Source organism: Cognatundibacterium oligocarboniphilum, from assembly GCF_013377855.1.
GTDB lineage: Bacteria > Pseudomonadota > Gammaproteobacteria > Burkholderiales > Burkholderiaceae_D > Undibacterium > Undibacterium oligocarboniphilum.
In genome coordinates this window covers 52,517-75,168 of sequence record NZ_JABXYJ010000007.1, presented here as the reverse complement: position 1 = coordinate 75,168, position 22,652 = coordinate 52,517, and the positions used below count along the sequence as shown (strand labels likewise).

19 protein-coding genes are annotated in these 22,652 nt (G+C 48.7%); 5 read left to right on the top strand and 14 right to left on the bottom strand.

Annotated features, from left to right (window positions below; all coding sequences use genetic code 11):
• Positions 1–7: 7 nt before the first annotated feature.
• Genes phoU through pstS (HV832_RS13440) form a run of 6 tightly spaced genes read right to left on the bottom strand, consistent with a single transcriptional unit; the run spans position 8 to position 4,626 of the window.
• Positions 8–718 (bottom strand): phosphate signaling complex protein PhoU, encoded by a 711-nt coding sequence (gene phoU, locus HV832_RS13465; protein WP_176804374.1) that lies wholly within the window; start codon positions 716–718, stop codon positions 8–10.
• Between the two features lie 36 nt (positions 719–754).
• Positions 755–1,534: a phosphate ABC transporter ATP-binding protein PstB gene (pstB, locus tag HV832_RS13460; protein WP_176804373.1), complete on the bottom strand. Its 780-nt coding sequence runs from the start codon at positions 1,532–1,534 to the stop codon at positions 755–757.
• A gap of 13 nt (positions 1,535–1,547) precedes the next feature.
• Positions 1,548–2,420, bottom strand: a complete 873-nt coding sequence (pstA, locus tag HV832_RS13455; protein WP_176804372.1) for a phosphate ABC transporter permease PstA — start codon at positions 2,418–2,420, stop codon at positions 1,548–1,550.
• Positions 2,420–3,352 (bottom strand): phosphate ABC transporter permease subunit PstC, encoded by a 933-nt coding sequence (gene pstC, locus HV832_RS13450; RefSeq protein ID WP_399311236.1) that lies wholly within the window; start codon positions 3,350–3,352, stop codon positions 2,420–2,422. The genes pstA and pstC overlap by 1 nt, the downstream gene beginning before the upstream one ends.
• A gap of 52 nt (positions 3,353–3,404) precedes the next feature.
• The gene (locus HV832_RS13445) at positions 3,405–3,563 is read right to left on the bottom strand and encodes a hypothetical protein (protein ID WP_176804317.1); all 159 of its coding nucleotides are present in this window, start codon (positions 3,561–3,563) and stop codon (positions 3,405–3,407) included.
• A 19-nt stretch (positions 3,564–3,582) separates the two neighbouring features.
• Entirely contained in the window at positions 3,583–4,626 is a 1,044-nt protein-coding gene (pstS, locus tag HV832_RS13440; protein WP_176804371.1) for a phosphate ABC transporter substrate-binding protein PstS, read from the bottom strand.
• 198 nt (positions 4,627–4,824) lie between these two features.
• Between pstS (HV832_RS13440) and ppk1 the strand changes: the two genes are divergently transcribed.
• A complete protein-coding gene (gene ppk1, locus HV832_RS13435; protein ID WP_223827336.1) occupies positions 4,825–7,041 on the top strand; it encodes a polyphosphate kinase 1 in 2,217 nt (738 codons plus the stop codon).
• A complete protein-coding gene (locus tag HV832_RS13430) occupies positions 7,041–7,520 on the top strand; it encodes a SixA phosphatase family protein (RefSeq protein WP_176804370.1) in 480 nt (159 codons plus the stop codon). The genes ppk1 and HV832_RS13430 overlap by 1 nt, the downstream gene beginning before the upstream one ends.
• Positions 7,521–7,589: 69 nt before the next feature.
• Here HV832_RS13430 and HV832_RS13425 read toward each other — a convergent pair whose 3' ends face one another.
• The 3 genes from HV832_RS13425 to HV832_RS13415 all read right to left on the bottom strand — a co-directional run bounded on the left by HV832_RS13425 (position 7,590) and on the right by HV832_RS13415 (position 9,830).
• On the bottom strand, positions 7,590–8,459 hold the full coding sequence (locus HV832_RS13425; protein WP_176804369.1) for a UDP-2,3-diacylglucosamine diphosphatase: 870 nt from the start codon (positions 8,457–8,459) through the stop codon (positions 7,590–7,592).
• Positions 8,460–8,462: 3 nt separating this feature from the next.
• On the bottom strand, positions 8,463–9,224 hold the full coding sequence (locus tag HV832_RS13420) for a GNAT family N-acetyltransferase (protein ID WP_176804368.1): 762 nt from the start codon (positions 9,222–9,224) through the stop codon (positions 8,463–8,465).
• A gap of 177 nt (positions 9,225–9,401) precedes the next feature.
• Positions 9,402–9,830 carry a hypothetical protein gene (locus HV832_RS13415; protein WP_176804367.1) on the bottom strand — a complete coding sequence of 143 codons (429 nt, stop codon included), beginning with the start codon at positions 9,828–9,830 and terminating at the stop codon, positions 9,402–9,404.
• 182 nt (positions 9,831–10,012) lie between these two features.
• On the opposite strand from HV832_RS13415, the gene pstS (HV832_RS13410) reads away from it, so the two are divergent.
• Positions 10,013–11,056, top strand: coding sequence for a phosphate ABC transporter substrate-binding protein PstS (pstS, locus tag HV832_RS13410; protein ID WP_176804366.1), 1,044 nt, complete (start codon positions 10,013–10,015; stop codon positions 11,054–11,056).
• Between the two features lie 26 nt (positions 11,057–11,082).
• Here the strand turns inward: pstS (HV832_RS13410) and HV832_RS13405 are convergent, their stop codons facing one another.
• Positions 11,083–11,985, bottom strand: a complete 903-nt coding sequence (locus HV832_RS13405; RefSeq protein ID WP_176804365.1) for a hypothetical protein — start codon at positions 11,983–11,985, stop codon at positions 11,083–11,085.
• Positions 11,986–12,603: 618 nt separating this feature from the next.
• Here HV832_RS13405 and rpoD point away from each other — a divergent pair.
• A complete protein-coding gene (gene rpoD, locus HV832_RS13400) occupies positions 12,604–15,402 on the top strand; it encodes an RNA polymerase sigma factor RpoD (protein ID WP_176804364.1) in 2,799 nt (932 codons plus the stop codon).
• Between the two features lie 90 nt (positions 15,403–15,492).
• Here the strand turns inward: rpoD and HV832_RS13395 are convergent, their stop codons facing one another.
• Complete coding sequence (locus tag HV832_RS13395) at positions 15,493–16,014, bottom strand: AAA family ATPase (protein ID WP_176804363.1); 522 nt, start codon at positions 16,012–16,014, stop codon at positions 15,493–15,495.
• Positions 16,011–16,598 (bottom strand): nicotinamide riboside transporter PnuC, encoded by a 588-nt coding sequence (gene pnuC / locus HV832_RS13390; protein WP_176804362.1) that lies wholly within the window; start codon positions 16,596–16,598, stop codon positions 16,011–16,013. The genes HV832_RS13395 and pnuC overlap by 4 nt, the downstream gene beginning before the upstream one ends.
• Before the next feature lie 183 nt (positions 16,599–16,781).
• Between pnuC and HV832_RS13385 the strand changes: the two genes are divergently transcribed.
• On the top strand, positions 16,782–17,270 hold the full coding sequence (locus HV832_RS13385) for a pilin (protein ID WP_176804361.1): 489 nt from the start codon (positions 16,782–16,784) through the stop codon (positions 17,268–17,270).
• An 80-nt stretch (positions 17,271–17,350) separates the two neighbouring features.
• Here HV832_RS13385 and HV832_RS13380 read toward each other — a convergent pair whose 3' ends face one another.
• Positions 17,351–19,468: a TonB-dependent receptor plug domain-containing protein gene (locus HV832_RS13380; protein WP_176804360.1), complete on the bottom strand. Its 2,118-nt coding sequence runs from the start codon at positions 19,466–19,468 to the stop codon at positions 17,351–17,353.
• A gap of 310 nt (positions 19,469–19,778) precedes the next feature.
• Positions 19,779–22,520, bottom strand: a complete 2,742-nt coding sequence (locus HV832_RS13375; RefSeq protein WP_176804359.1) for a PAS domain S-box protein — start codon at positions 22,518–22,520, stop codon at positions 19,779–19,781.
• Positions 22,521–22,652 lie beyond the last annotated feature (132 nt).

The window sequence follows — 22,652 nt, the reverse complement described above, 5'->3', positions numbered from 1 at the left end:
GTCTTTTTTAGTTTTTCTGATCCTGTTTGACGGCGACATAATCTGAATGCCGGATATCTTTACCTTCGACAATATAGATGGTATGTTCCGCGATGTTTTTGGCATGATCACCGATACGCTCGATAGCCTTTGCCACCCATAATGCATTCAGTGCGTAAGAAATCGTGCTTGGATCTTCCATCATGAAAGTAATCAGGTTGCGCATGATCGAACGGAAATCGTTATCGATAATGGCATCCTGTGCGATCAGTTGCACCGCTTTGGCATCATCCAGGCGGGCAAATGCATCCAGCGATTGATGCAACATATCTGCCACGCTGCTGGCCAGGACGCGCACGGTTTCATGACCATTAAACATGGAGTTAACCCGGCGGCCGTTTTGTGATTCTTTGGCAATCCGTGCAATTTTGGTGGATTCATCGCCAATGCGCTCCAGATCGGTGATTACCTTTCCGGTTGCCATGACAGTGCGCAGATCATTCGCTGCCGGCTGACGTTTTACGATCAGATGGCTGCACATATCGTCCAGTGACACCTCCAGCCGGTTTACTTCCAGATCTGACTGAATGACTGCTTCAGCCTGCTCTGCATTGCCAGTCCGGAAGCAGGACATGGCGTCATGAAAATGGCTTTCAACCAAGCCGCCCATCATCAGCACCTTGGAACGAATGGTTTCAAGATCCATATCATATTGTTTTGAAGAGTGTTCGCCTGTCACGGGGTTCTCCTGTCTTTCTGATCTTTGAGAAATCAATTAACCGAAACGACCGGTAATATAGTCTTGGGTTTCTTTTTTCACCGGATTCATGAAAATATGATCGGTTTCCCCATATTCGACCAGTTCTCCCAGATACATGTAAGCGGTATAGTCCGAACAACGTGCCGCCTGTTGCATGTTATGCGTGACGATGGCAATCGTGTATTCCTCTTTCAGTTCGTTGATCAGCTCTTCGATCTTGACGGTGGAAATCGGATCCAGTGCCGACGTCGGTTCATCCAGCAGCAATACATCAGGCTTGACGGAAACACCGCGTGCAATGCACAAACGCTGTTGCTGTCCACCGGACAGGCTTAGGCCGCTCTTGTTGAGCTTGTCTTTGACCTCATTCCAGATCGCCGCCTTCTTCAATGCCCATTCGACGCGTTCATCCATTTCCCCCTTGGACAAATTTTCATACAAACGCACGCCGAAAGCGATATTGTCATAAACCGACATTGGGAACGGTGTCGGTTTCTGGAATACCATGCCAACCTTGGCGCGCAGCAGATTAATATCCTGATCGGTATCCAGAATATTTTTTCCGTTATAAATAATCTGTCCTTCGGCGCGTTGACCAGGATACAAGTCGTACATGCGGTTCAATGTACGCAATAAGGTCGATTTACCACAACCGGATGGTCCGATAAAAGCGGTGACTTTTTTATCAAAAATATTCAGATTAATATCGCGCAGACTGCGTGTGGCACCATAATAAAAATTCAGCCCGTTGATTTCGATTGCTTTTTTCTGTGTCGTTGTTGGATTCGTAGTCATATCGATACTCAGATTAGTGCTGTGATTTTTGGTTAAACAAGGTACGCGACAAAATATTCAAGCCCAGTACACTGAAAGTAATCAGCAAGGCTCCGCCCCATGCCAGCTCACGCCAGTTGTCATAAGGACTCATTGCATACGAATAGATGACGACCGGAAGATTAGCCATTGGCTTATTCATGTTGCCATTGAAAAATTGATTATTCAGCGCGGTGAACAGCAAAGGTGCTGTCTCGCCGGAAATCCTGGCAACGGCAAGCAAAATACCCGTGACCACACCCGCTTTAACTGCGCGCAGACGCACCAGCAATGCGACCTTCCAACGTGGTGCGCCGAGCGCAAATGCGGCTTCACGCAAACTTGCAGGTACCAATCCCAGCATGTTGTCTGTCGTACGCACCACCACAGGAATGGCGATCAATGAAATCGCCACACTGCCAGCCCAGCCGGAAAAATGCTTGACGTTAGCAACATAAATTGCATACACAAACAAACCAATCACGATCGAAGGAGCCGACAACATAATATCCGTTACAAACCGGGTAATGCCGCCAAACCAGCTTTTATCTCCGTATTCCGCCAGATAAATGCCGGCAAGAATACCGATCGGCGTCGAAATCAGCGTGGCAGAACCCACCATCATCACACTACCGACAATCGCATTCATCAGGCCACCACCATCACTTCCTGGTGCGGGAGTCGTCTCGACAAACATAGCCAGATTGATGGCAGAAAATCCTTTGATTAACAATGTGAATAAAATCCACATCAGAAAGCCGATACCAAAAGCCATCGCAATCGATGACAATGCAATGCCCATACGATGTATCAGCAGACGGCGTCGATAGACAGGGTTCTGTGCAGATTGCAGAGCGGTATTTTCCATTATTTGGCTCCTTCTTTACGGCTCAATCCCAGCAGTAAAAGCTTCGCCGCAGCCAGCACAACAAAAGTGATTACAAACAAAATCAGACCTAATAAAAACAGGGAGGAAGTGTGCAGTACTGATTCAGCCTCGGCAAACTCATTCGCCAGCGTCGATGCAATACTGTTTCCGGCGGAGAACAAAGACCAGGAGAGTTTGTGTGCGTTACCGATTACGAATGTAACCGCCATCGTTTCGCCCAGCGCACGTCCCAGACCGAGCATCACGCCACCAACCACACCGATTTTAGTATAAGGCAGCACAATTTTTCGGACCACTTCCCATTTGGTGCAGCCGAGTCCGTATGCGGACTCTTTCAACACCGGCGGCACCACTTCAAATACATCCCTCATCACAGAAGAAATAAAAGGGATGATCATAATCGCCAGAATGACACCTGCCGACAAAATACCCAGCCCGATCATCGGACCGGAAAACAGCACACCAATAACGGGCAGCTTGCCGAGCGTCATCGCAAGGAAAGGCTGAATATAGGTCGAGAATAAAGGTGCAAAAATAAACAGCCCCCACATGCCATAAATAATACTCGGCACACCTGCCAGCAATTCGATTGCTGTACCCAAAGGACGCTTGAGCCAGGCAGGGCAAATTTCAGTCAGAAATAAAGCAATGCCAAAACTGACCGGGAACGCAATCAGAAGCGCAATGATGGATGTGCTCAAGGTGCCTGCAATGGCAATCAGGCCACCAAACTTGTCATTCACCGGATCCCACTCTATCGTGGTAATAAACGGCAAACCAAATTCCTGCATGGCCGGTATGGCGCGCAGAAAAAGAGAAATGATAATCCCCAGCAGCACAACCAATACCAGTGCGGCAAAGCCGAGGGTTACTTTATGAAATAAGAAATCTTGCCATCGTTGACGACGCATAACAGCAACCAGCCGCTCATGACTCAACTGCGACGATTCATTATTTTTATGCTCAGAGGCTGCGTGACTTACGGATGATGCGGTCATAGTGACGGAGGACATTGATGTAGGCATGGGTGTCATTTCCACCGAAAGGCAGTCCGGCAACACGTACCGGACCGCCCCCTGTTTGTTGCAGACCCACCTTAACTACCGACCAAGGCAGGTACATCTTACTGAGTAAAAACCAATTACCAGATTGCTTTACCGGAAGCATCCTTGATTTTTGCTTTCCAGCCATCTTCGATCAGTTTCACAACCGGAGCCGGCAGAGAAACGTATTCCAGTTCAGTTGCCATTGCGCCACCGTTCTTGAATGCCCAGTCAAAGAACTTCAATACTTCTTTGCCTTTTTCTGCTTCAGCCTGGGACTTGTGCATCAGGATGAAGGAAGCACCAGTGATAGGCCATGTCAGCTTACCTGGCTGGTTGGTCAGCACCAGGTACATGCCAGGAGCCTTACTCCAGTCAGCGCCAGCTGCAGCGGCTTTGAAGTTTTCATCATCAGGTTCAGCAAACTGACCATCTGCATTTTTCAGCAGTGTGTAAGTCATTTTATTTTTCTTCACATAAGCATATTCCACATAACCGATGGAATTCTTAATACGCTGAACGTTGGCAGCAACACCTTCATTACCCTTGCCACCCAGACCGACTGGCCATTTCACTGCAGTGGAAGAACCAACTACTGTCTTGAATTCAGCACTCACTTTGCTCAGATAATCAGTCCACAGGAATGTAGTACCGGAACCATCAGAGCGGTGCACGACTGTGATGTCTTCTGCAGGTAATTTAACGCCAGGATTGATCGCAGCGATTTCTGCAGCATTCCACTTGGTGATTTTGCCCATGTAGATACCAGCCAGGACTTCGCCTGTCATTTTCATCTTGCCTGGAGCAACACCATCCAGATTCACCACAGGAATCACACCACCGATAATCGCCGGGAACTGAGTCAAACCTTCAGCATCCAGCTCTTCCAGTTTCAAAGGCATATCGGAAGCACCAAAGTCAACGGTCTTCGCCTTGATTTGCTTGATACCACCACCGGAACCGATCGACTGATAATTCAGGCCATTACCTGTTGCCTTCTTATAAGCCTCAGCCCATTTTGCATAAATCGGATAAGGGAAGGTCGCACCTGCGCCAGTGATATCTGCTGCCTGAGCAACAGAAAATGCAGCCACTGCACCAATTGCAGCAACCAGGGATTTAACGACACGATTGATTTGCATGTTCACCTCAAGGTTAAATTACATGTATTCGTTACTACGCTGCGCACTCTACAAGCCAATTATGACAAGATAATGACACTTTTCACACGTTATGAAATATTTTATTTCTTGTCATTTTTTTTGTCATAAACTTGTCATTCAGCCTCATTAAAATGAACCTCCTATATATAGGATAGCCTTTGTGACATGCGGACCCTTATGCCAAACCCAGAAATTAAAAACATGCCATCGGAAACTGAGAATAAAAATTCAATCGATGAGAATGCGCTCAAACCGGTTCAAGCTGCCAATCCGCCTCATAAAACACTCGCCTCTTCTTCCAGTGCTAAAAATAATACCGATCTTTCTAAAACCGTGATCTTTCTGGATCGGGAAATGTCGCAGATTGCTTTTAACTGGCGTGTGCTGGCTCAGGCCGAGGACCGCAGTATTCCGTTACTGGAACGTCTGAAATATCTGTGCATCGTCGGCAGTAATCTTGATGAATTCTTTGAAGTGCGGGTTGCCAGTTTACTGGCACAGAACACGGTCGATGGCGAACTGGTCGAACATCCGGCATTTCTGGCCATGCTGAAACGAATCAGCAACGAGTGTCACCAGTTAACAAAACGTCAATATGAACTACTGAATCAGGAAATTCTGCCGCAGTTGTCCAAAAAAGGTGTTCATCTGTTGCGTCATTCTGAACGGAATGAAGCGCAGCGTGCCTGGGTGAAGTCTTATTTTGAGCGAGAAGTCAGACCCTTGCTGACGCCAATTGGTCTTGATCCAGCACACCCGTTCCCGCAAGTGGTGAATAAGAGTCTGAATTTTATCGTATCTCTTGCGGGCAAAGATGCGTTCGGCCGCGGTACGGGCATTGCGATTGTCAAAGCTCCCAGGGTACTCCCGCGCATCATTAAACTACCAGATGAAATCTCCCCGAACGGACTTTCTTTCTGCCTGCTATCATCAGTCATACACGCACACATTGAAGACCTGTTCAATGGCCGGGAAGTCATTAACTACTCGCAGTTCCGGGTAACGCGTGACAGTGATTTATGGGTGGATGAAGAAGAGGTTAAAAATTTACGCCAGGCTCTGCAGGGTGAACTGCAGACCCGCCAGTTTGGTGCTGCCGTTCGCCTTGAGGTGGCAAAAAACTGTCCTGAAGATTTAGCTCGCTTCCTGCTTGAGCAATTTGCTCTCGACCCTGACCGTTTGTATCCGGTCGATGGTCCGGTCAATATGGTCAGACTGGGAGAAATCGTCGATTACGTCAAACAGCCAAACCTGCGTTTCCCACCGTTTTCGGCCAAAGCTGTCGCCAAATACTCACACAACGATATCTTCACTTTGTTGCGCAAGCAGGATATCTTGCTGCATCACCCATTCCAGCCGTTCCAGACAGTCATCGATTTTATCCGCTCTGCCTCGCTCGATCCTAATGTAGTCGCCATTAAACAGACCATTTATCGAACCGGCATGAACTCCGATCTGATGGAGTCGCTGATCACGGCATCCCGTCTTGGAAAAGAAGTCACCGTCATCGTGGAACTGATGGCCCGTTTTGACGAAGAAGCCAATATCAACTGGGCAGATAAATTGCAACGTGCCGGTGCCCAGGTTGTGTATGGCGTGGTCGGACTGAAAACCCACGCCAAACTGGCACTCGTGATCCGTCGGGAAGAAGGCGGGATCCTGCGCCATTATGCGCATATGGGAACGGGCAACTACCACCCTTCGACAACCCGGTTTTACACCGACTTTGGCCTGCTGACCGCACATCCGGCAATGGCTGCTGAAATTAACGAGGTCTTCATCCACCTGACCGGCCTGACCAAACCCAAGAAATTTGAACACCTGTGGCTGGCGCCATTTGCGCTGCAACCGCAAATCATCAAAGCCATTCGCAACGAAGCGCGCATTGCCCGCGAAGGCAGACCAGGCCGTATCATCGCCAAAATGAATGCCTTGCTGGATGAATCAGTGATCCGCGCCCTGTATGCAGCCTCGGCAGATGGCGTCAAAATTGATCTGATCATACGCGGCGCCTGTGCGCTACGCCCCGGCGTGCCAGGTTTGTCTGAAAATATCCGGGTGCGTTCCATCATTGGCCGTTTCCTGGAACACAGCCGTATCTACTACTTCCGTAACGATCTGGAACACAATGTTTATCTGGCCAGCGCAGACTGGATGAATCGAAATTTATTCCGCCGCATTGAAGTCGCCTTCCCAGTTCTGGAAAAATCGCTGAAAAAACGCGTCATTTCCGAAGGACTCGACCCTTATCTGAAAGACAATTTGAATGCCTGGTTACTGGACTCAGAAGGGCATTATGAACGTAAAAAAGTACGCGGCAACCAGCCACGTTTCTGCGCCCAGCAATATCTGATGCAACAACTCGGCTCCCTTTCCGATTCGGATGAAGAATAATGGATCTGATACTCTGGCGACATGCAGAAGCAGAACCGGTCAGCGAAACAATGACGGATGAATTCCGGAAACTGACCGGCAAAGGCTTAAGGCAGGCAAATAAAATGGCTTACTGGCTTGACAGCACGCTGCCGGATACCTGTCGCATCCTGGTCAGCCCGACTATCCGCACCAGAGACACTGCTGAAGCGCTGGGAGTACGCGGCCGGAAAATTAAAATCATGCCTGAATTATCGCCGGAAGCGACCGCGATCGATATCCTGCGTGCCGCCAACTGGCCCAACAGCCGGGAACCCGTTCTGATCGTTGGGCACCAGCCTTACCTTGGACAAGTTGTCGGGGAATTGCTGGATCAACCGCTGCAGGAGCACAGTGTCAGAAAAGCCAATGTCTGGTGGATTTCTCAGAAGCAGCGGGATTCGGAAAATCTGATGACTTACCTCAAAGCAATCATGTCGCCAGATCTGGTGGTGAAATAAGACGTTGACTGATAAAGAAAAAATATTTTGAGCTAAACAGCCAAGGCTACGTTACAGGTGACTCCCTGATCATATCACCACTTCCGCATCGAGTTCATGCTCGATTTCCTGATCGGGATCCGGTACTTCCATGCGGTTTGCATGCGGTACCACGTCATGCCAGGTAATCAGTCGCAGCTGGCCTTGCGCATCCTCAACCAACGCCGACAGACTTTCAACCCAGTCGCCATCATTACAATACAAAACGCCGTCAATCTCACGAATTTCAGGCTTATGGATGTGACCGCAAATAATGCCATCCACCCCTTTGCGACGCGCTTCTTCTGCCAGGGCGTCTTCAAATTGGGTAATATAACTCACCGCATTTTTAACTTTCAGTTTGAGGTACTGAGACAAAGACCAGTAAGGCAAGCCAGCACGTGCTCGCCACTGATTGAATATCTGATTAAATTTCAGAATTACCGTATATAGACTGTCGCCGACATATGCCAGCCATTTGGCACAGGCAATCACACCATCAAACCGGTCACCATGCAGCACCAGCATACGCTTACCATCCGCAGTAGTGTGCACCAGTTCGTCACGGACTTTGATACCGCCAAAATCGAGGTCAATGAACTGTCGTATCGACTCATCATGATTACCGGGAACAAAAATGACATTGGTTCCCTTCTTGGCTTTTTTCAGAACAGTCTGCACCACATTGTTATGCGTCTGATCCCAGTACCAGCGCCGCTTTAATTGCCAGCCATCGATAATATCTCCGACCAGATACAGAGTTTCAGATTCCGTCGCTTTTAAAAATTCAAGCAACTTGGTCGCTTGGCAGCCGCTGGTTCCCAGATGCAAATCAGAAATCCAGATTGTCCGGAAGCGGGTTACTTCCTTTTTTCCGGTTTTATATAACTTCTTGCTCAGGAACTGATCAGCGGCTTTCACGGTTTATTCCCCTGTGCCGTAATGGCGAGCATAGCGCCCGTCCAGATTGGCGAGAGGCAGCATGACAAACAAATCAGCGCTGTGGAAATCAGGATCCCACGCAGGATCGCCACAAACCCAGGCGCCGGCGCGCAGATAGCCTTTCAGCAGCGGAGGGATTCTGACTTCTACATTACTGGTGTCAATTTCATCCAAAGGAAATGGTACGTGCGGTGTCACACGATATTCCAGCGGGCAGAAATCGCGCTCTGTCAGGCTGCGGTAAATCGCTGCAGCGTTTTGCCCGCCGTCAGTCAGGCTGATACTGGCGCAGCCGATCAGGTGCGAGCAGCGCTCACGACGCATATAAGCCGCCAGACCAGCCCATAACATCATGATCACAGCGCCGCTGCGATAGTCCGGGTGAATGCAGGCGCGCCCGGCTTCCGCAATGCTGCCACGGATATGTTGCAGGCGGGATAAATCAAATTCTGTTTCAGAGTAATAACGTCCAATCTCGCGCGCCGCATTCGGGCCGAGAATACGGTAGGTGCCGACTACCTTCAATGTCTTGCTGTCACGAACAATCAGGTGATCGCAGTATGCGTCGAAGTCGTCCTTATCCAGACCTTCCGGATTCGACAGCGCAGAAAGTCCCATGCTCTCAATGAACACTTTGTAACGCAGGCGCTGAACTTCAGTCACTTCTTCCGGGGTGGTTGCCAGACTCAGGCTCAGCTTGGAAAAACTGGGATTCGCATCTGCTGGTATCGTGAGTAATCGCATTCATCGTCCTCTTGTAATCGCTGGATGTCGTTAATTCGACAGGCGAAGAATAGAGGACGATTACTTCAGCAAGATGACAGTTGTATGTCGGTTTTGTGACAGACAAAAATACAACAAAACCCTTTCTCTGCAACGAATAGAGAGTGAAGTGGGTTTTCCTGCCCTTCCGTTACCGGATTACTTTTCTTTCTTAGGGCGGCCGGCCTTCAGAGGTGCCAGCTCGGCAATTAGTTTCTTTAAAGCAGGAACATCTGTTTTATTCAGCAAAACCAGGCCCAATCTTAGTAGCTGGCTTTTTTTGACTTCAATACCGGCTTTCAGGCAGGCTTTCTTCACCTGCCCGAGAACGGCATACTCTGCTTCCGGCATCGTAAAGCTGTCACGCACCAGTTTGGGTTTACGGATCTTAATGTCGGCAACCACCTCCGGTTTTGCCGGAGTCGCTTTTGTACGTACGACAGCCTCCGTTTTACCTACTCTTGCAGCAGTGCGCACCGGTGCCGCTTTTTTTGCCGCAGTAACTGGGGCCGCTTTTTTAGCGACCGGCTTTTTCGCAGCAGGGCTTCTGGTCGTTACCGTCTCTTTTTTAACCGCAGTGGTCGCCATGTCAATCTCCAATAAAAATGAAAACAATATAAACCATATACGCTTCAGCAATTGACGTAAACAGTAACGTGATCAGATGACAACGGCATTACGAATACTTCCCGCCAAGCAATCCTTATAGACATCGTGAGATAATCACGCCTATTTTTCCGCCAACTGCATCGAATATTGCCTAAATCATCATGAAATACCTTCATTACATTACATCATCGCTACTTTTATTTTCCATCGCTTCGCAGGCAACTGAGATCAAAGGTGCCGGCTCCTCTGCCGCCGCGCCCTTATATCAAAAATGGGCGGAAGCTTACGCCAAATCCACCAGCGATAAAATCGATTATCAGGCTGTGGGCTCATCGGCCGGTATTAAAAAGATTAAAGAAGCCAGCATTGACTTTGGTGCCAGCGACGTCGCACTGCCACAAGCAGAGTTAAAAAAATCGAAACTGATCCAATTTCCCTCCGCTATTTCAGGCGTGGTGATCATCACCAATCTGCCAGGTATCAAGTCCGGTGAATTGCACATGAACGGTGAACTGCTGGCAGGTATTTTTTCCTCGCGGATCACACAATGGAATGCCGCAGAAATTCAGGCATTGAATCCCAATCTCCGCTTACCGTCGAAACCCATCGAAGTCATTGTCCGCCAGGATGGTTCGGGGACGACGTATAACTTTACCGATTACCTCAGCAAGGTAGATAAAGCATGGCAAACCGCTTTCGGAAAAAATTTCACGATCAACTGGAATCAGAAACTCAATCAGGTCAAAGGCAGCAGCACAATTTCTGCGACAGTCAAAAAAACACCTTATTCCATCAGCTATATTGACTATAACTATGTGGTGCAAGATAAGCTGGATGCTGTTCAACTGCAGAACCGGGATGGGAAATTCCTGATGCCGTCAGCAGAAGGATTTTCGACAGCACTGGCAAACAGCAGTTGGAAAAATCAGGGTAATTTTGAGGAAATGCTGACTGATAAGGCTGGTGCAAAATCCTGGCCGATTACCATGGGCACGTTCATTATCCTGCCGCAAATGACATCGCAGCCGGAAAAAACCAGCGCCACCCTGAAGTTCTTTACCTGGGCATTCATGAATGGTGATCGCTTCGTCAACAGCGTCGATTTTGTCCGTTTGCCTGATGCGCTGCAAGCGCGTGTTTTTAAAGAAATGACCACGGTGACCGATACCGCCAATAAACCACTGAACTGGCGCATACAGCCTTAATACCGGCTGCTTTCCTGATGACAGGATTATGGCGCTGTATGTGGCAGCACATCAAATGTCTGGGCTGGTACTGCATTGCGCCAGCCCTGTAAAGTGCATTGATCCCATTTTGTCCCAGGCAGATAGAACAATGCTGCCTGACTACGCGACAGCTGATGAAACGATGGCTGCTGCACCACCTTCACAATGCCGTTACTGACGAAATACTCCAGTGAAAAACGGGGATAGGCCATGATCAGTCCGCCATTCACAAAGGAAACATCCTCAGGTTTGATGATTTCCGCGACTTTTTTTTCTTCCATGCCGGTAGTAACGCCGATCAACCGCTGCAAAGTTTTTTGATAATAATCGTGCTCGACCAGCGTATCCCGGGCAGAACTGAGCTTTCTGAAGATACCGAGCGGATTGCTACCCAGATCAATCAGGGAACTAACCTGTGATAAAGATGGGTCATTGACCACTTCGACAATACTACGCAAACTGGATTTGCCTGTCAGGTGCAGGGTGATGCTATGCGTTTCCTGCGATGCTGCCAACAAGGTGTCCACCCACCGTGCCGCCTCTTTAGCCCAGTGCTGCTGAACAGCCGTGACATAACCACGACAGCTGTAAAAAGCCAGCGCATCCTGTCTAGATACCGTTGCCCATAAATGATTATCGATGAATATCAGGCCGCCAGTATCTCCATCGGTCAGAGCGACATAAATGATGGTGCGTCCCGCATTCCGTGTTTCAAAACGCTCCATCACAAATTGCGGCGACAGGCTGGTAACAAACTGACGGCCATCCTGCGTGCGCTCAACGCTGATTTCCTGAATCGCTGCTCCTGTATAAAAACCGTCTGACTGATGTTTCCTATCCGAAAAAACCGAACAGGAGCACAGAGTCCAGGCTGTCAGAAAAATCATGGGTAACTTATTTGTTTTCATGACCGTCTTCCCGGTTATGTCCAATTGCCCCGACTCAGTGAATATGTCTGCATACGCCTACCTACATGATAGGCTTTATCTGCAACCATGCCTATGCTCATCATTTAGCCGGATTCATCGTTCGGCTGCAGCTGTCCGGCAGGTACGCGCCCTGACTTGAATGACTCTGAGCGATAGCACGTATTTCAGTAGATCCACTCTCATCACAAAATCTCAATAAAGATATAAATAATTTTAAAACAACATACTGTTTTGACTTAAATTTTTGATTGCATAAATAAAAAATAACGGTGATCTATCTGCAGATCGTAACGGGATACCGCAGCGCCATGTCGTACGCGATAAATCGCTACAATAACGCCTCATTAAATTTTCAGGAAACGAATACAAAACTTGTCAAGAAGTGTCAACCCGAGGATAATTCTGCCCTCGCGTCTCTTCAGATAAGTCGTGGTGCGAGGTAACCGAATCGCTTTTACCAGCGCAGCCCGCTTTCATCAGCGGGCTTTTTCGTCCGTACCGGTCGTTGATCTGAAACGTTTGATTGTCAACAGCCTGTTGCTATTGCCATCACCATACACTCTGACAAGCTTTTGTTGTCGTACTCGATTTTGCTACATGAAAAACAGCTTAACTGATTCAACTATTTCTATTCCCAAGACAGGCTCCACACTGACCTTAGGCAAAAAACCAGCCAGCCGCCCGGCACTGCCTGCATCCGCACAGGTTCAGGAAAATGAACATGTCACGCAGGCAAATACCAGCGCAGCATCCCCGGTTACGGTCGTCACCCGACGTCGCTCCCGTCTTCAGCCTGTGATGGCAGAAGCGATTGTTACCCCAGTCAAAGCGTTCACTGCGGAAGAAATAGAAGCCATCAGCAACATGACTGCAGATGAAACAGTCTCGCCTCCAGCCGAATTAGCGGTACAACCGGAAAACTGCAACAGCACAGACAAACCGGACAGCGATTCGGACAATATCGCCACTGCTGTCGAAGAAACTATTAAGACAGAAAAGACAGATATCCGTGCCGATTTAAAAGCGGAGTTACTGACTCTGACCGGCGCAGATATTGCCAAACCACGGGCCGCCGTCATCAGGAAAACTACCCCGAAAGTTGCCAAGAAATTGCTGTTGTCTGACCAGGAAAACAATTCCGTCTCTGTCGCAAAACGTGAAGTCCGTTCCGTGACAGTCAAGACAATTGTCCCGACACCGGTCGTAATACCAAAACCGGTTGCCCCCCAGGCGATCTCCTCAGTGCCATCACAGGTTCAGGTATCTGCCCAGGTTCCACCTCAGACTGCCAGATCAGCACAAATCACGGCAAGCACGCCAACCCGCATCGCCGAAACAACTACGTTGAAATCTTCGCCTCCAAGCAGCGTGATTGACACGTCCGGCTATGTTTTGCCAGAAATAAAAGAACCGGCAAAACGCGGACGCAAAGCAAGCGAATATGCTTTTGAGAATGATGAAATTCAGGCGCTCAATGCGGCAGAGTCTGCCGAACTCAAACGGGCTGCCCGCGCAAAAACCAAAAAGCCCGGCACTGTGAATAACGAAGCACAGCTGGAACAATATCGCAAGCAGCTTACCAAGCTGATCCGGCTTGGCAAAGACCGTTCCTATCTCACGCATGCGGAAATCAATGACCATCTGCCGGAAGAAGTGGCCGATCCTGAGATGATTCAGGAGGTGATCAGTACGCTGAATGATATGGGGATTGCTGTCTACGATCAGGCTCCGGATGCAGCCATGATGCTGTTGACCGATACCACCAATACCGCCGTCAGTGACGATGAGGCAGAGTCGGTTGCCGCAGCGGCACTGGCGACTGTTGATTCCGACTTTGGCCGCACCACGGATCCTGTGCGCATGTATATGCGCGAAATGGGTGGCGTTGAACTACTGACGCGTAGCGGTGAAATTGAAATTGCAAAGCGTATCGAAGAAGGCCTGAAAGACATGGTTCAGGCGATCTCTGCCTGCCCTGTGACGATCAAAGAAATCCTGCTGATTGCTGACAAGGTAGAAAAAGACGAAACCCGTATTGATGACGTCATTGATGGTTTGCTGAATCCCGAAGAAAGTGATGCGTCGGCATTGATGTTGAATGATGCCGACGATCATGAAGAAGTTGAAGATGACGACGATGCCGTCTCGGAACAGGTCACCGGAATCAGCGATGAACAGTTGCAGCAACTGAAAACTGCTTCGCTCCAGAAATTTACATTAGTTCGCCGCTATTTCGCGCAGATGCAATCTGCGCGGGAACAACATGGTTATGTATCTGCTGAATATACGCGCGCACAACAGGCCGTGTCGCGTGAATTGCAAGGCATGCGTTTTACCGTGAAAGCGGCTGAAAAATTATGCGATACACTGCGCAAACAGATGAAAGAATTGCGTCAGACAGAAAAACAGATGCTGGAATTGCTCGTGAATAAATGCGGCATGCCCCGTGCTTATTTCATCGAAATGTTGCGCATTCATGCTGCCAATCCGGCATGGCTGGAACAAGAAATTCTGTCTTCGCAGCCTTATGCTGCTGTTCTGTCACGTCAAATTCATGCCGCCCGGGAATTACAGCAAAAACTGATCCGGCTCGAAGAGCACGTTGAACTGCCACTGAATGCACTGCGTGAAATTAACAAGCAAATGATTGCCGGTGAAAAGCGTTCCAGCGAAGCCAAACGCGCAATGACCGAGGCTAATCTGCGACTGGTGATTTCGATTGCCAAAAAATATGTCAATCGCGGTCTGCAATTCCTTGATCTGATCCAGGAAGGTAATATTGGTCTGCTCAAAGCCGTGGATAAGTTTGAATACCGACGCGGCTATAAATTCTCCACTTATGCAACATGGTGGATACGCCAGGCCATTGCCCGTGCGATTGCCGATCAGGCGCGCACGATCCGCGTGCCGGTACATATGATAGAAACTATCAACAAAATGAACCGCATCAAACGTCAGTTGTTGCAAGCAAGCGGACTGGAACCAGAGCCGGCAGCTATTGCAGAAAAAATGGGCTTACCTGAAGTCAAAGTCAGAGAAATCCTCAAGATTGCGAAAGAGCCGGTTTCTCTTGATGTACCGATCGGGGATGATGGTGATTCCCAATTGGGCGACTTCATTGAAGACAATGCCACCATGTCGCCTATGGCCTCCGCCATGCAGGCATCCGTACAGGCAAAACTGAAAGAAGCACTGGATTCGCTGAGTCCACGCGAAGCCAAGGTGTTGCGTATGCGCTTTGGACTGGATACCGCCAGCGAATTCACACTGGAAGAAGTTGGTAAGCAATTTGAAGTGACACGCGAACGAATTCGTCAGATCGAAGCCAAAGCCATGAAAAAATTGCGTCATCCGGGCAAGGCAGAGCATCTGAGAAGCCTGATGGAAAGTCAGTAACAGAAGAAGATCGCCTGGAAATAACCGCATCCGTAAACCGGCGAGATACGGCCAAGAAAAAAGCCATTGATATCAAATCAATGGCTTTTTTTACATACTCAGAAATGATAAGGCAAATTCGACCTGTTCCACGCGTTGCGACAAATTTCCCGCAATCAGCAAATGAGGAATGCCACGCTCCTCCAGAATATCCATCAGGCGTTCATGGATTTTTGCCCTGACGACAGGAGATTCGCGCTGTAAACCGTCGGGTACCCACGGCAAATCGGGAGCAGTTACCAGCGTAAAGTCATAATTGTGTGCAGCTGCCAGCGCGACCAGTTCAGAGTCCGGCGCAGAAAAATAATGTTCGCTGTATATCGCCGTCATGAGCGGTGTGGTGTCGCAAAAAAGCCAGTGATTCGCCTGTTGCAGCGCAGCCGCTTCGCGCACCAACTGTATCCGGGCGATGCCAGCCTGTTCGCTGGCAAGCGGAACTCTCTGCTGCTGCTCAACGAATTCCCGCAGATACTCTGGAACCCATACAGTCTGGTAGCGTATCGCCAGTGCCTCTGCCAATGCAGATTTACCGGATGATTCCGCGCCCAGTATCGCGATTTTTTGCACATTCATACCTTGCCTGCCCCGCTCCATACGCGCCATCCGGCCATCGCCATTATCACAAATACGGCATATAAAACCGCAGTTAACACCAGATTCTTGTACAGATATAAACCCACGTACAACAGATCAACCAATATCCAGATCAGCCAGTTTTCTATTTTTTTCCTTGATAATAAAACCTGTCCCAATAAGCTGCCGGCCGTCAGAAAACCATCCATCTGAGGCACATCGGTATCGGTCTGCACTTTCAGAAACCAGGCCAGCAGCACAAATCCAGTCGCCCATGCCACAACCGAAGCCCCCCATTGCTGCATCGTCAAACGGGATACAGGCAGAGAAACTTCTCCGATACCGCGTAACCAGCATACCCAACCCCACACTGACACCAGAATAAATACCAGCTGCAAACCCATGTCGCCGTATAATCTGGAGTGAAAAAAAACGATGCCATATAAGGCGGAGGACAGGATAGAAAACAGCCAGGCCCAATGTATCTGACGGATATTTAATCCAACTGTGCATACCGATAAAGCAAAGGAAAAAATTTCTAGCGGCGTCGAGCTAACGCCCCAGAAAAATATCGGTTCATTCATCAATTCAGTCATCGGATTATTGGTTTATCAGTTCTTATCTGTTCCGGATTGAGCAGCGTGCGCATAACGAAACAGCATTATCAGTGATCGCGGTGATGATGTCATGCTCTTGTCAGGGATGTTGCAATCGTGTCGTGTCAGGATAACAGTCCGCGCTCGCTCCTTCTGCATTTTTGAATTCATATGAAAACAAAAAACGGTTTTTCTTTACTTGAAGTTCTCGCAGTGATTGCCATCATCGCCATACTGGGCACAATGGCAGCACCATCCCTGCTCTATAAGATGGTAAAAGACCAGATTGAGGCATCAATACCATTGACTGCTTTCGTCAAAAAGCCGGTTCAGGCTGCCTGGGTCAGCAATCAGGATTTACCACTGAATAACCTGTCTGCCGGTTTGCCCGTGCCTGAAAAAATTGTCGGTGCCTATGTCAGCGCCGTCACCGTAGATAACGGTGCAATACATATCACCTTTGGAAACAGCGCCAGCAACGCTATTCAAAAAAAAATACTGACCCTGCGTCCAGCGGTGATTGAGGATGCACATATCGTTCCGGTTACCTGGGTATGCGCCGGCGGTGCCGTGCCGGATAAAATGACCGTCAAAGGGGAAGACAAAACTACCCTGCCGCCGGAATATCTGCCATTAACCTGCCGCAAACGAACTAAATAACCACAGTACGTTTCCTGAGTCAGCGTTAATGACCATAAAAAAGCCAGCACCTGCTGGCTTTTTTCGGTACGACACTCTGATTAAAATTTATGCTCAAACATGGCACGGACGGCGATGGTTGTCGGCGTTATATTTGTCTGCGTGACAGAGCCGCTGTTGTCGGCATACGTACTGGAAGAAATATTATCCTGATGTAGCATGTTCGCCAGTGAAATCCTGAGCGTGGTTTTAGGATCAAATTTCCACAAGGCATACAGATCCAGCACTCGCTTTGGCACAGAATATTTGCTTTGTGCGACCGAGATTCTGACCGGACCTGCATCCTGGAAACTGGCATTTCCACCGATAGTCAACGGTAGATTATCGAGCTTGTAATCAAGACCGATATTCGCGCTGACAGGTGTTTGAGAATCCAGGCGGTTATTCGGCCCCGGAACTGTTTTCAAATCCGACCAGTTGAAAGACAGGTTGGCACGAAAATCAATCGCTGGAGCATCCTTCATGACGGAACGCAGCGGAAACTTCGCTTCCAGCTCAATACCCTTGGTATTTGCCACGCCATCGTTGACCGGCATCGTCACCCATAAGCCATTGAGATAATTCAATTGCGTACGAATGATGTCATTAATATGGCGCATATAAACACTGGCGCTGAGCATGCCGCCGTCAGAAAGATAATGCTCAAATGCGGCATCAATGCCCCAAGCCAGTTCTGGCTTCAGCTCAGGATTTCCCATACTGTCAGGACTGGTCGCACTGTTATTATTTGAGATATAGCGACGGGGGATCAGCTGGCCCGTATCCGGCGCTTTATAGGTGCGGGTAATACCGAATCGCACCTGGTCATTTTTACTGTCCGGCAGCTTCCACAATGTTTGTAAAATCGGGCTCCAGACGCTGGATTTATTCCTTACCTCACTATAAGCACTGCCTTGACTGCGGGTATTCAACGCCTCCCAGCGCAAACCGGTATAGACAGACCACTGTTTGGTGACATTCCATTCGTCCTGGGCAAATAAAGCTATACGCGTCACATCTGCATGAAATATCTCATTCAGATTGATCGGCGTCAACGTGCTACCGGCACTGACCACGTCATTCTGCAGTCGCTCTTCATTCCGCTTACTATATGCACCATCCCAGCCGACAACAAAAGCATGATCTTCAATCAACGGTGCGGAATATTTACCGCTGATTGTCAGACCTTTGTCACTAGCGCCCGAAGTCGTTTTACGATCCAGTATCTGAGCGGCATTCAGGCCATAACCAAGCAGATCGACGTCGGAATTACGATGGTTATAATTCAGTCCCAGTTTAACATCCAGCTTGGCGCTGTCCGCCAGCTTATGAATCCAGTTCAGATTGGTCCGGATCATGGCGAAATCTGATTGAACCCGCTGCAGGTCACTGACATACGTTGGTAATGATCCCATCGCCGTCTGAGAATTTTCTGAAAAATTCCCGGAAAACCGGCTGGCGTTAATAAAACTCTGGGTAGTGATGGTATCTCCATTCTGGAGATTAATATTCACACGCGGTGCCAACCCGACGCCATTAAAAGTTCCCCATCCCAGCTGATCGGTATGGCGCAGTAAATTTGTTTGCCCGGCCGCGTTGGTGCCGACCTCGTCAAAGTAAGAGGGACGCTCATAGCGACCGTGATTCAGGTTGCCCGAGATAGAATAAGAGTAACGTCCCGCCTTATCAGAAATCTGGAAATTGGCATTTTCGCCCCATTGACCACCATCCTGCTGGCCGCCGATCTTAATTTCTTTCTGCGCGGTCTGTACTGCTTTTTTTAAGACAATATTGATCGCTCCAGCGATCGCCTGGGTACTGTATTCTGCCGTCGCTGCGCGGATGATCTCAATCCGTTCAATCAGATCGGGCGACAGCGAATCGAGTGAAAACCCGGGTGGACTGGGCTCGCCATTGAGCATAATCTGGGTATAACCGGAACCGAGACCGCGCATACGGATCTCACCACCTCGCCCCTGCACACCTCCGATCGTGATACCGGGTAAACGCTTGAGCACATCGCCGACCGTGGTATCTCCGTAACGGACAATGTCTTCCTGTGTCACAACGATTTTGGTTGCCGTATCCTGACGGCGCTCATCGTACGTGCGATTACCCTGTACTTCGACCTTCTGTATCGGGGGGCTATTAGGCCGTTTCTTTTTTTTCTGTTCATTCACAGAAGCATCCGTGTCACTCGCGGTAACAGGAGGTGTAGCGCTGCTCTGTTGTGCGTATGAGAAGGAATGGCAGGTCAGTAAAACCGACAGTATCATCAGGTTCAGGGGAAAACTTGGGAATCGCGTGGGCATGGAGAAATGATATAAGTGATACTTACGGAAACAGAAGAGAATTTCCCCGGCTCAGACATATCATGAAAATAAAAGTTCCCAATGACATTAGATTCATCACGACATCATAAGGCCATCGAAAAGTTGATCTGTACTGCAATAGCGAAATCTGTACACAGCGTTACAGATGTCATCCGGATCACTGAACGGCCGGCAGCTCGCCTGAGATATACGGTGCGACACAAGGCAACAACAGTATGAAACTGGTTCCTTCACCAGTCTTGCTTTGCAGACGAATTTCACCACCCAATACGCCGGTCACCAGGTTGTAGACAATATTCATGCCGAGCCCTGAGCCGCCCTGCCCCAGTTTGGTAGTAAAAAATGGATCGAACACTTTTTTCTGATCGCTCTCACCGATACCGATACCATCATCCGAAAAAATAATTTCGACCTCGCTGTCACCCACCAGCCGGCTATTCACACGTATTTCCCCCTGGTCACGGCCATCAAACGCATGCACAATCGCGTTCGTCACGAAATTCGTGATGATCTGCCCCAGCGGGCCAGGATAGCTGTCCATCTTAATCCCTGCCTGCAAATCCAGCGTCAATGTATAGGGTGTTTTTTTATACATCGGTGCCAAGGTAGCAACGATTTCATCCAACACCAGTTTTAAATCGAAGGTTCTTCGCTGATTACTGGACTGATCAACGGCCACCTGTTTAAAGCTGCCAATCAGATCCCGCGCTGCCTCCAGATTGCGCATCAGCAGGTCGGCGCCATGTGTTGCCACCTCCAGATACTGGTCGAGTGCAGAGCGCTTCAACTGACCGGCTGAAATCATCGCAGAAAACTCGCGCGTCTGATCCTGCAATGTGCTGGCAACAGTCACACTGTTTCCCAGTGGCGTATTTAATTCGTGAGCGATTCCTGCAACTAGTGAGCCTAGCGCAGCCATTTTTTCGGAACGGATCAGTTCTTCCTGAGTGTGCCGAAGAGATTCCATCGCACAAGCCAATTCGGCATTGGTCTCCTGCAGATTCTGAGTACGCTGCTCAACACGCAACTCCAGTTCATTTGAAATCTCCCGGATTTCTTTCTCAATCTGGTACTGCCGGGTGACATCCATCAATGAAAAAATACATACCGTTCCGGTATTCACATTCATCAGTCTGGCGGACATCAGGCACGTCATTACATTGCCGGAAGCATGCCTGACACTCACCTCCACCTGCTCAACATTTTTTCCACTCAGTAGCTGTTGAATAGCCATTTCCGGTTGCTGATCACTGATCCAGAAATGATACGCATGTCGGGCATTGCAAACCTGATCGCGCACGTAACCAAACTGCCGACCCCAGATATCATTGATTTCCAAAATCTGTCGCTCATCAATATCCATCAACCCCAGCGGAATCGGGGACAACTGGAATAAAGTTGCGTATTTTTTTTCATTCTCTCTGGTGAGATTTTCTGCGGCGACCCGCGCATTCTCGGCCTGAATATCTGCCTCGATACTTCTGGATGTCAGTAATAGATACTCTTTATTTTCGAGTCCAAACCGGGTTCCGGAAATACAACACTGAATGATATGGCCATCTTTATGTCGGAAAGCGACCTGAACATCTCTGACTTCACCATCGCTGTTAATGCGGGCAATCAGATCAGTACGCTGCTGAGGATCCGCCCACAGATTCAGTTCTGCCGAAGTATGTCCGATCGCTTCATTTCTGGTATAGCCACTCAAAGGCTCCCAGTTCCGGTTCACATCGAGATACTGTCCGGACTCTAATTTGGTGATGGTTAATGTTTCTGGTACCAGTTGAAAAACCGTTGATAAAATTTTCTCCCGCTCTTGCAACTCACACTCTGCGATTTCCCGCTTGACTTCAGCTTCATGCAATGCAGTAATGTCCTGCATGACATACATGACGTAGGTCTCCTCACCAGCGCTAAAGCGGGTGGCAGAAATAGATACATGAAACAGATGCCCGTTTTTATGCCGGAATTCGGCATCAAAGCGGAACACTTCACCATCCTCTCTCAACAAGGACTGCATTTTTTCCCGGACTGATGCGTCTCCCCAGAGATTAAGCTCCCCGGGGAAACATCCCAGTGATTCCTCACGTGAATAACCCGTGATGCGTTCCCAGTGCCGGTTCACTTCCAGATAACGGCCATCACTATCTCTGGTAATCAGCAGTGCATCAGGAACCAGCTGGAAAATCTTTTCAAACAAGATCATGCGAGCTTGCTGCAGTTTAGTCTCATCCTCTTTGAGTGATAATTTTTCCTCATTTTTCTGAGAGAGTAATTTTTCATTCAGACGAGAGATTTCGGACAAAATTGTCAGAAAGATGACTGAAATTTCGATCAGATTACGACCACCACGTAATATCTGCCCTGGATTAGAAAATTCCTCAAACAGATTCAGCAGCAGCAATATCACTGCATCGGTCATCAACAAAGCTGCAAGCGGGATGACCAAAGAAGATGCGCTATTGGCATTAGCGCGGTAACGCCATGCGGATATCGCAATAGCTAAAAAAATGAAAACAGGATAAACCACCTTCGATGCCACACGTCCGCCGCCAGTAAACTCCGACAGATGCGTCACCAGTACCCACATAACCGCGATCGCCAGCCCTGACATCATTTCAATTACATGAAATGACTGATGCAAACAAAAACGCACGCCAAGCCATAGGACACTGGCATACGCAAAAAAGAAAAACGTTTCTGCAATATCCAGATAAAGCAATGTACCGTAAAAAAAATCCAGTGCATGACGGCAAGCCTGCAACCCACACGCGAATGCCCAATAACGGGAAGCGCTGAAATCAGCGCTGATTTTAGGCAGCGCAAGCAAAGTCAAGGTGGCTAATGCATATACCAACACGGACACATCATTAACAAAGAAAACATTTATCTGGTGCATAAAATTTCTGGTAATGCTAATGTCAGAGTAAGAAAGTTGTCGGTCGGTTTCATACGGCGCATCGTGACATCTTTGCCGGAGCGTTCAGACAGCATCATGTGCTGATCGGATTTTGCGCCCGGTACTTTATGC

Bases quoted from the DNA above. Each gene is read 5' to 3' on its own strand.
- pstB (WP_176804373.1), bottom strand. From the start codon at position 1,534: ATGACTACGAATCCAACAACGACACAGAAAAAAGCAATCGAAATCAAC.
- pstA (WP_176804372.1), bottom strand. From the start codon at position 2,420: ATGGAAAATACCGCTCTGCAATCTGCACAGAACCCTGTCTATCGACGC.
- pstC (WP_399311236.1), bottom strand. From the start codon at position 3,352: ATGCGTCGTCAACGATGGCAAGATTTCTTATTTCATAAAGTAACCCTC.
- HV832_RS13445 (WP_176804317.1), bottom strand. From the start codon at position 3,563: ATGTACCTGCCTTGGTCGGTAGTTAAGGTGGGTCTGCAACAAACAGGG.
- pstS (WP_176804371.1), bottom strand. From the start codon at position 4,626: ATGCAAATCAATCGTGTCGTTAAATCCCTGGTTGCTGCAATTGGTGCA.
- ppk1 (WP_223827336.1), top strand. From the start codon at position 4,825: ATGCCAAACCCAGAAATTAAAAACATGCCATCGGAAACTGAGAATAAA.
- HV832_RS13430 (WP_176804370.1), top strand. From the start codon at position 7,041: ATGGATCTGATACTCTGGCGACATGCAGAAGCAGAACCGGTCAGCGAA.
- HV832_RS13420 (WP_176804368.1), bottom strand. From the start codon at position 9,224: ATGCGATTACTCACGATACCAGCAGATGCGAATCCCAGTTTTTCCAAG.
- HV832_RS13415 (WP_176804367.1), bottom strand. From the start codon at position 9,830: ATGGCGACCACTGCGGTTAAAAAAGAGACGGTAACGACCAGAAGCCCT.
- pstS (WP_176804366.1), top strand. From the start codon at position 10,013: ATGAAATACCTTCATTACATTACATCATCGCTACTTTTATTTTCCATC.
- HV832_RS13405 (WP_176804365.1), bottom strand. From the start codon at position 11,985: ATGAAAACAAATAAGTTACCCATGATTTTTCTGACAGCCTGGACTCTG.
- rpoD (WP_176804364.1), top strand. From the start codon at position 12,604: ATGAAAAACAGCTTAACTGATTCAACTATTTCTATTCCCAAGACAGGC.
- HV832_RS13395 (WP_176804363.1), bottom strand. From the start codon at position 16,014: ATGAATGTGCAAAAAATCGCGATACTGGGCGCGGAATCATCCGGTAAA.
- pnuC (WP_176804362.1), bottom strand. From the start codon at position 16,598: ATGAATGAACCGATATTTTTCTGGGGCGTTAGCTCGACGCCGCTAGAA.
- HV832_RS13385 (WP_176804361.1), top strand. From the start codon at position 16,782: ATGAAAACAAAAAACGGTTTTTCTTTACTTGAAGTTCTCGCAGTGATT.
- HV832_RS13375 (WP_176804359.1), bottom strand. From the start codon at position 22,520: ATGCACCAGATAAATGTTTTCTTTGTTAATGATGTGTCCGTGTTGGTA.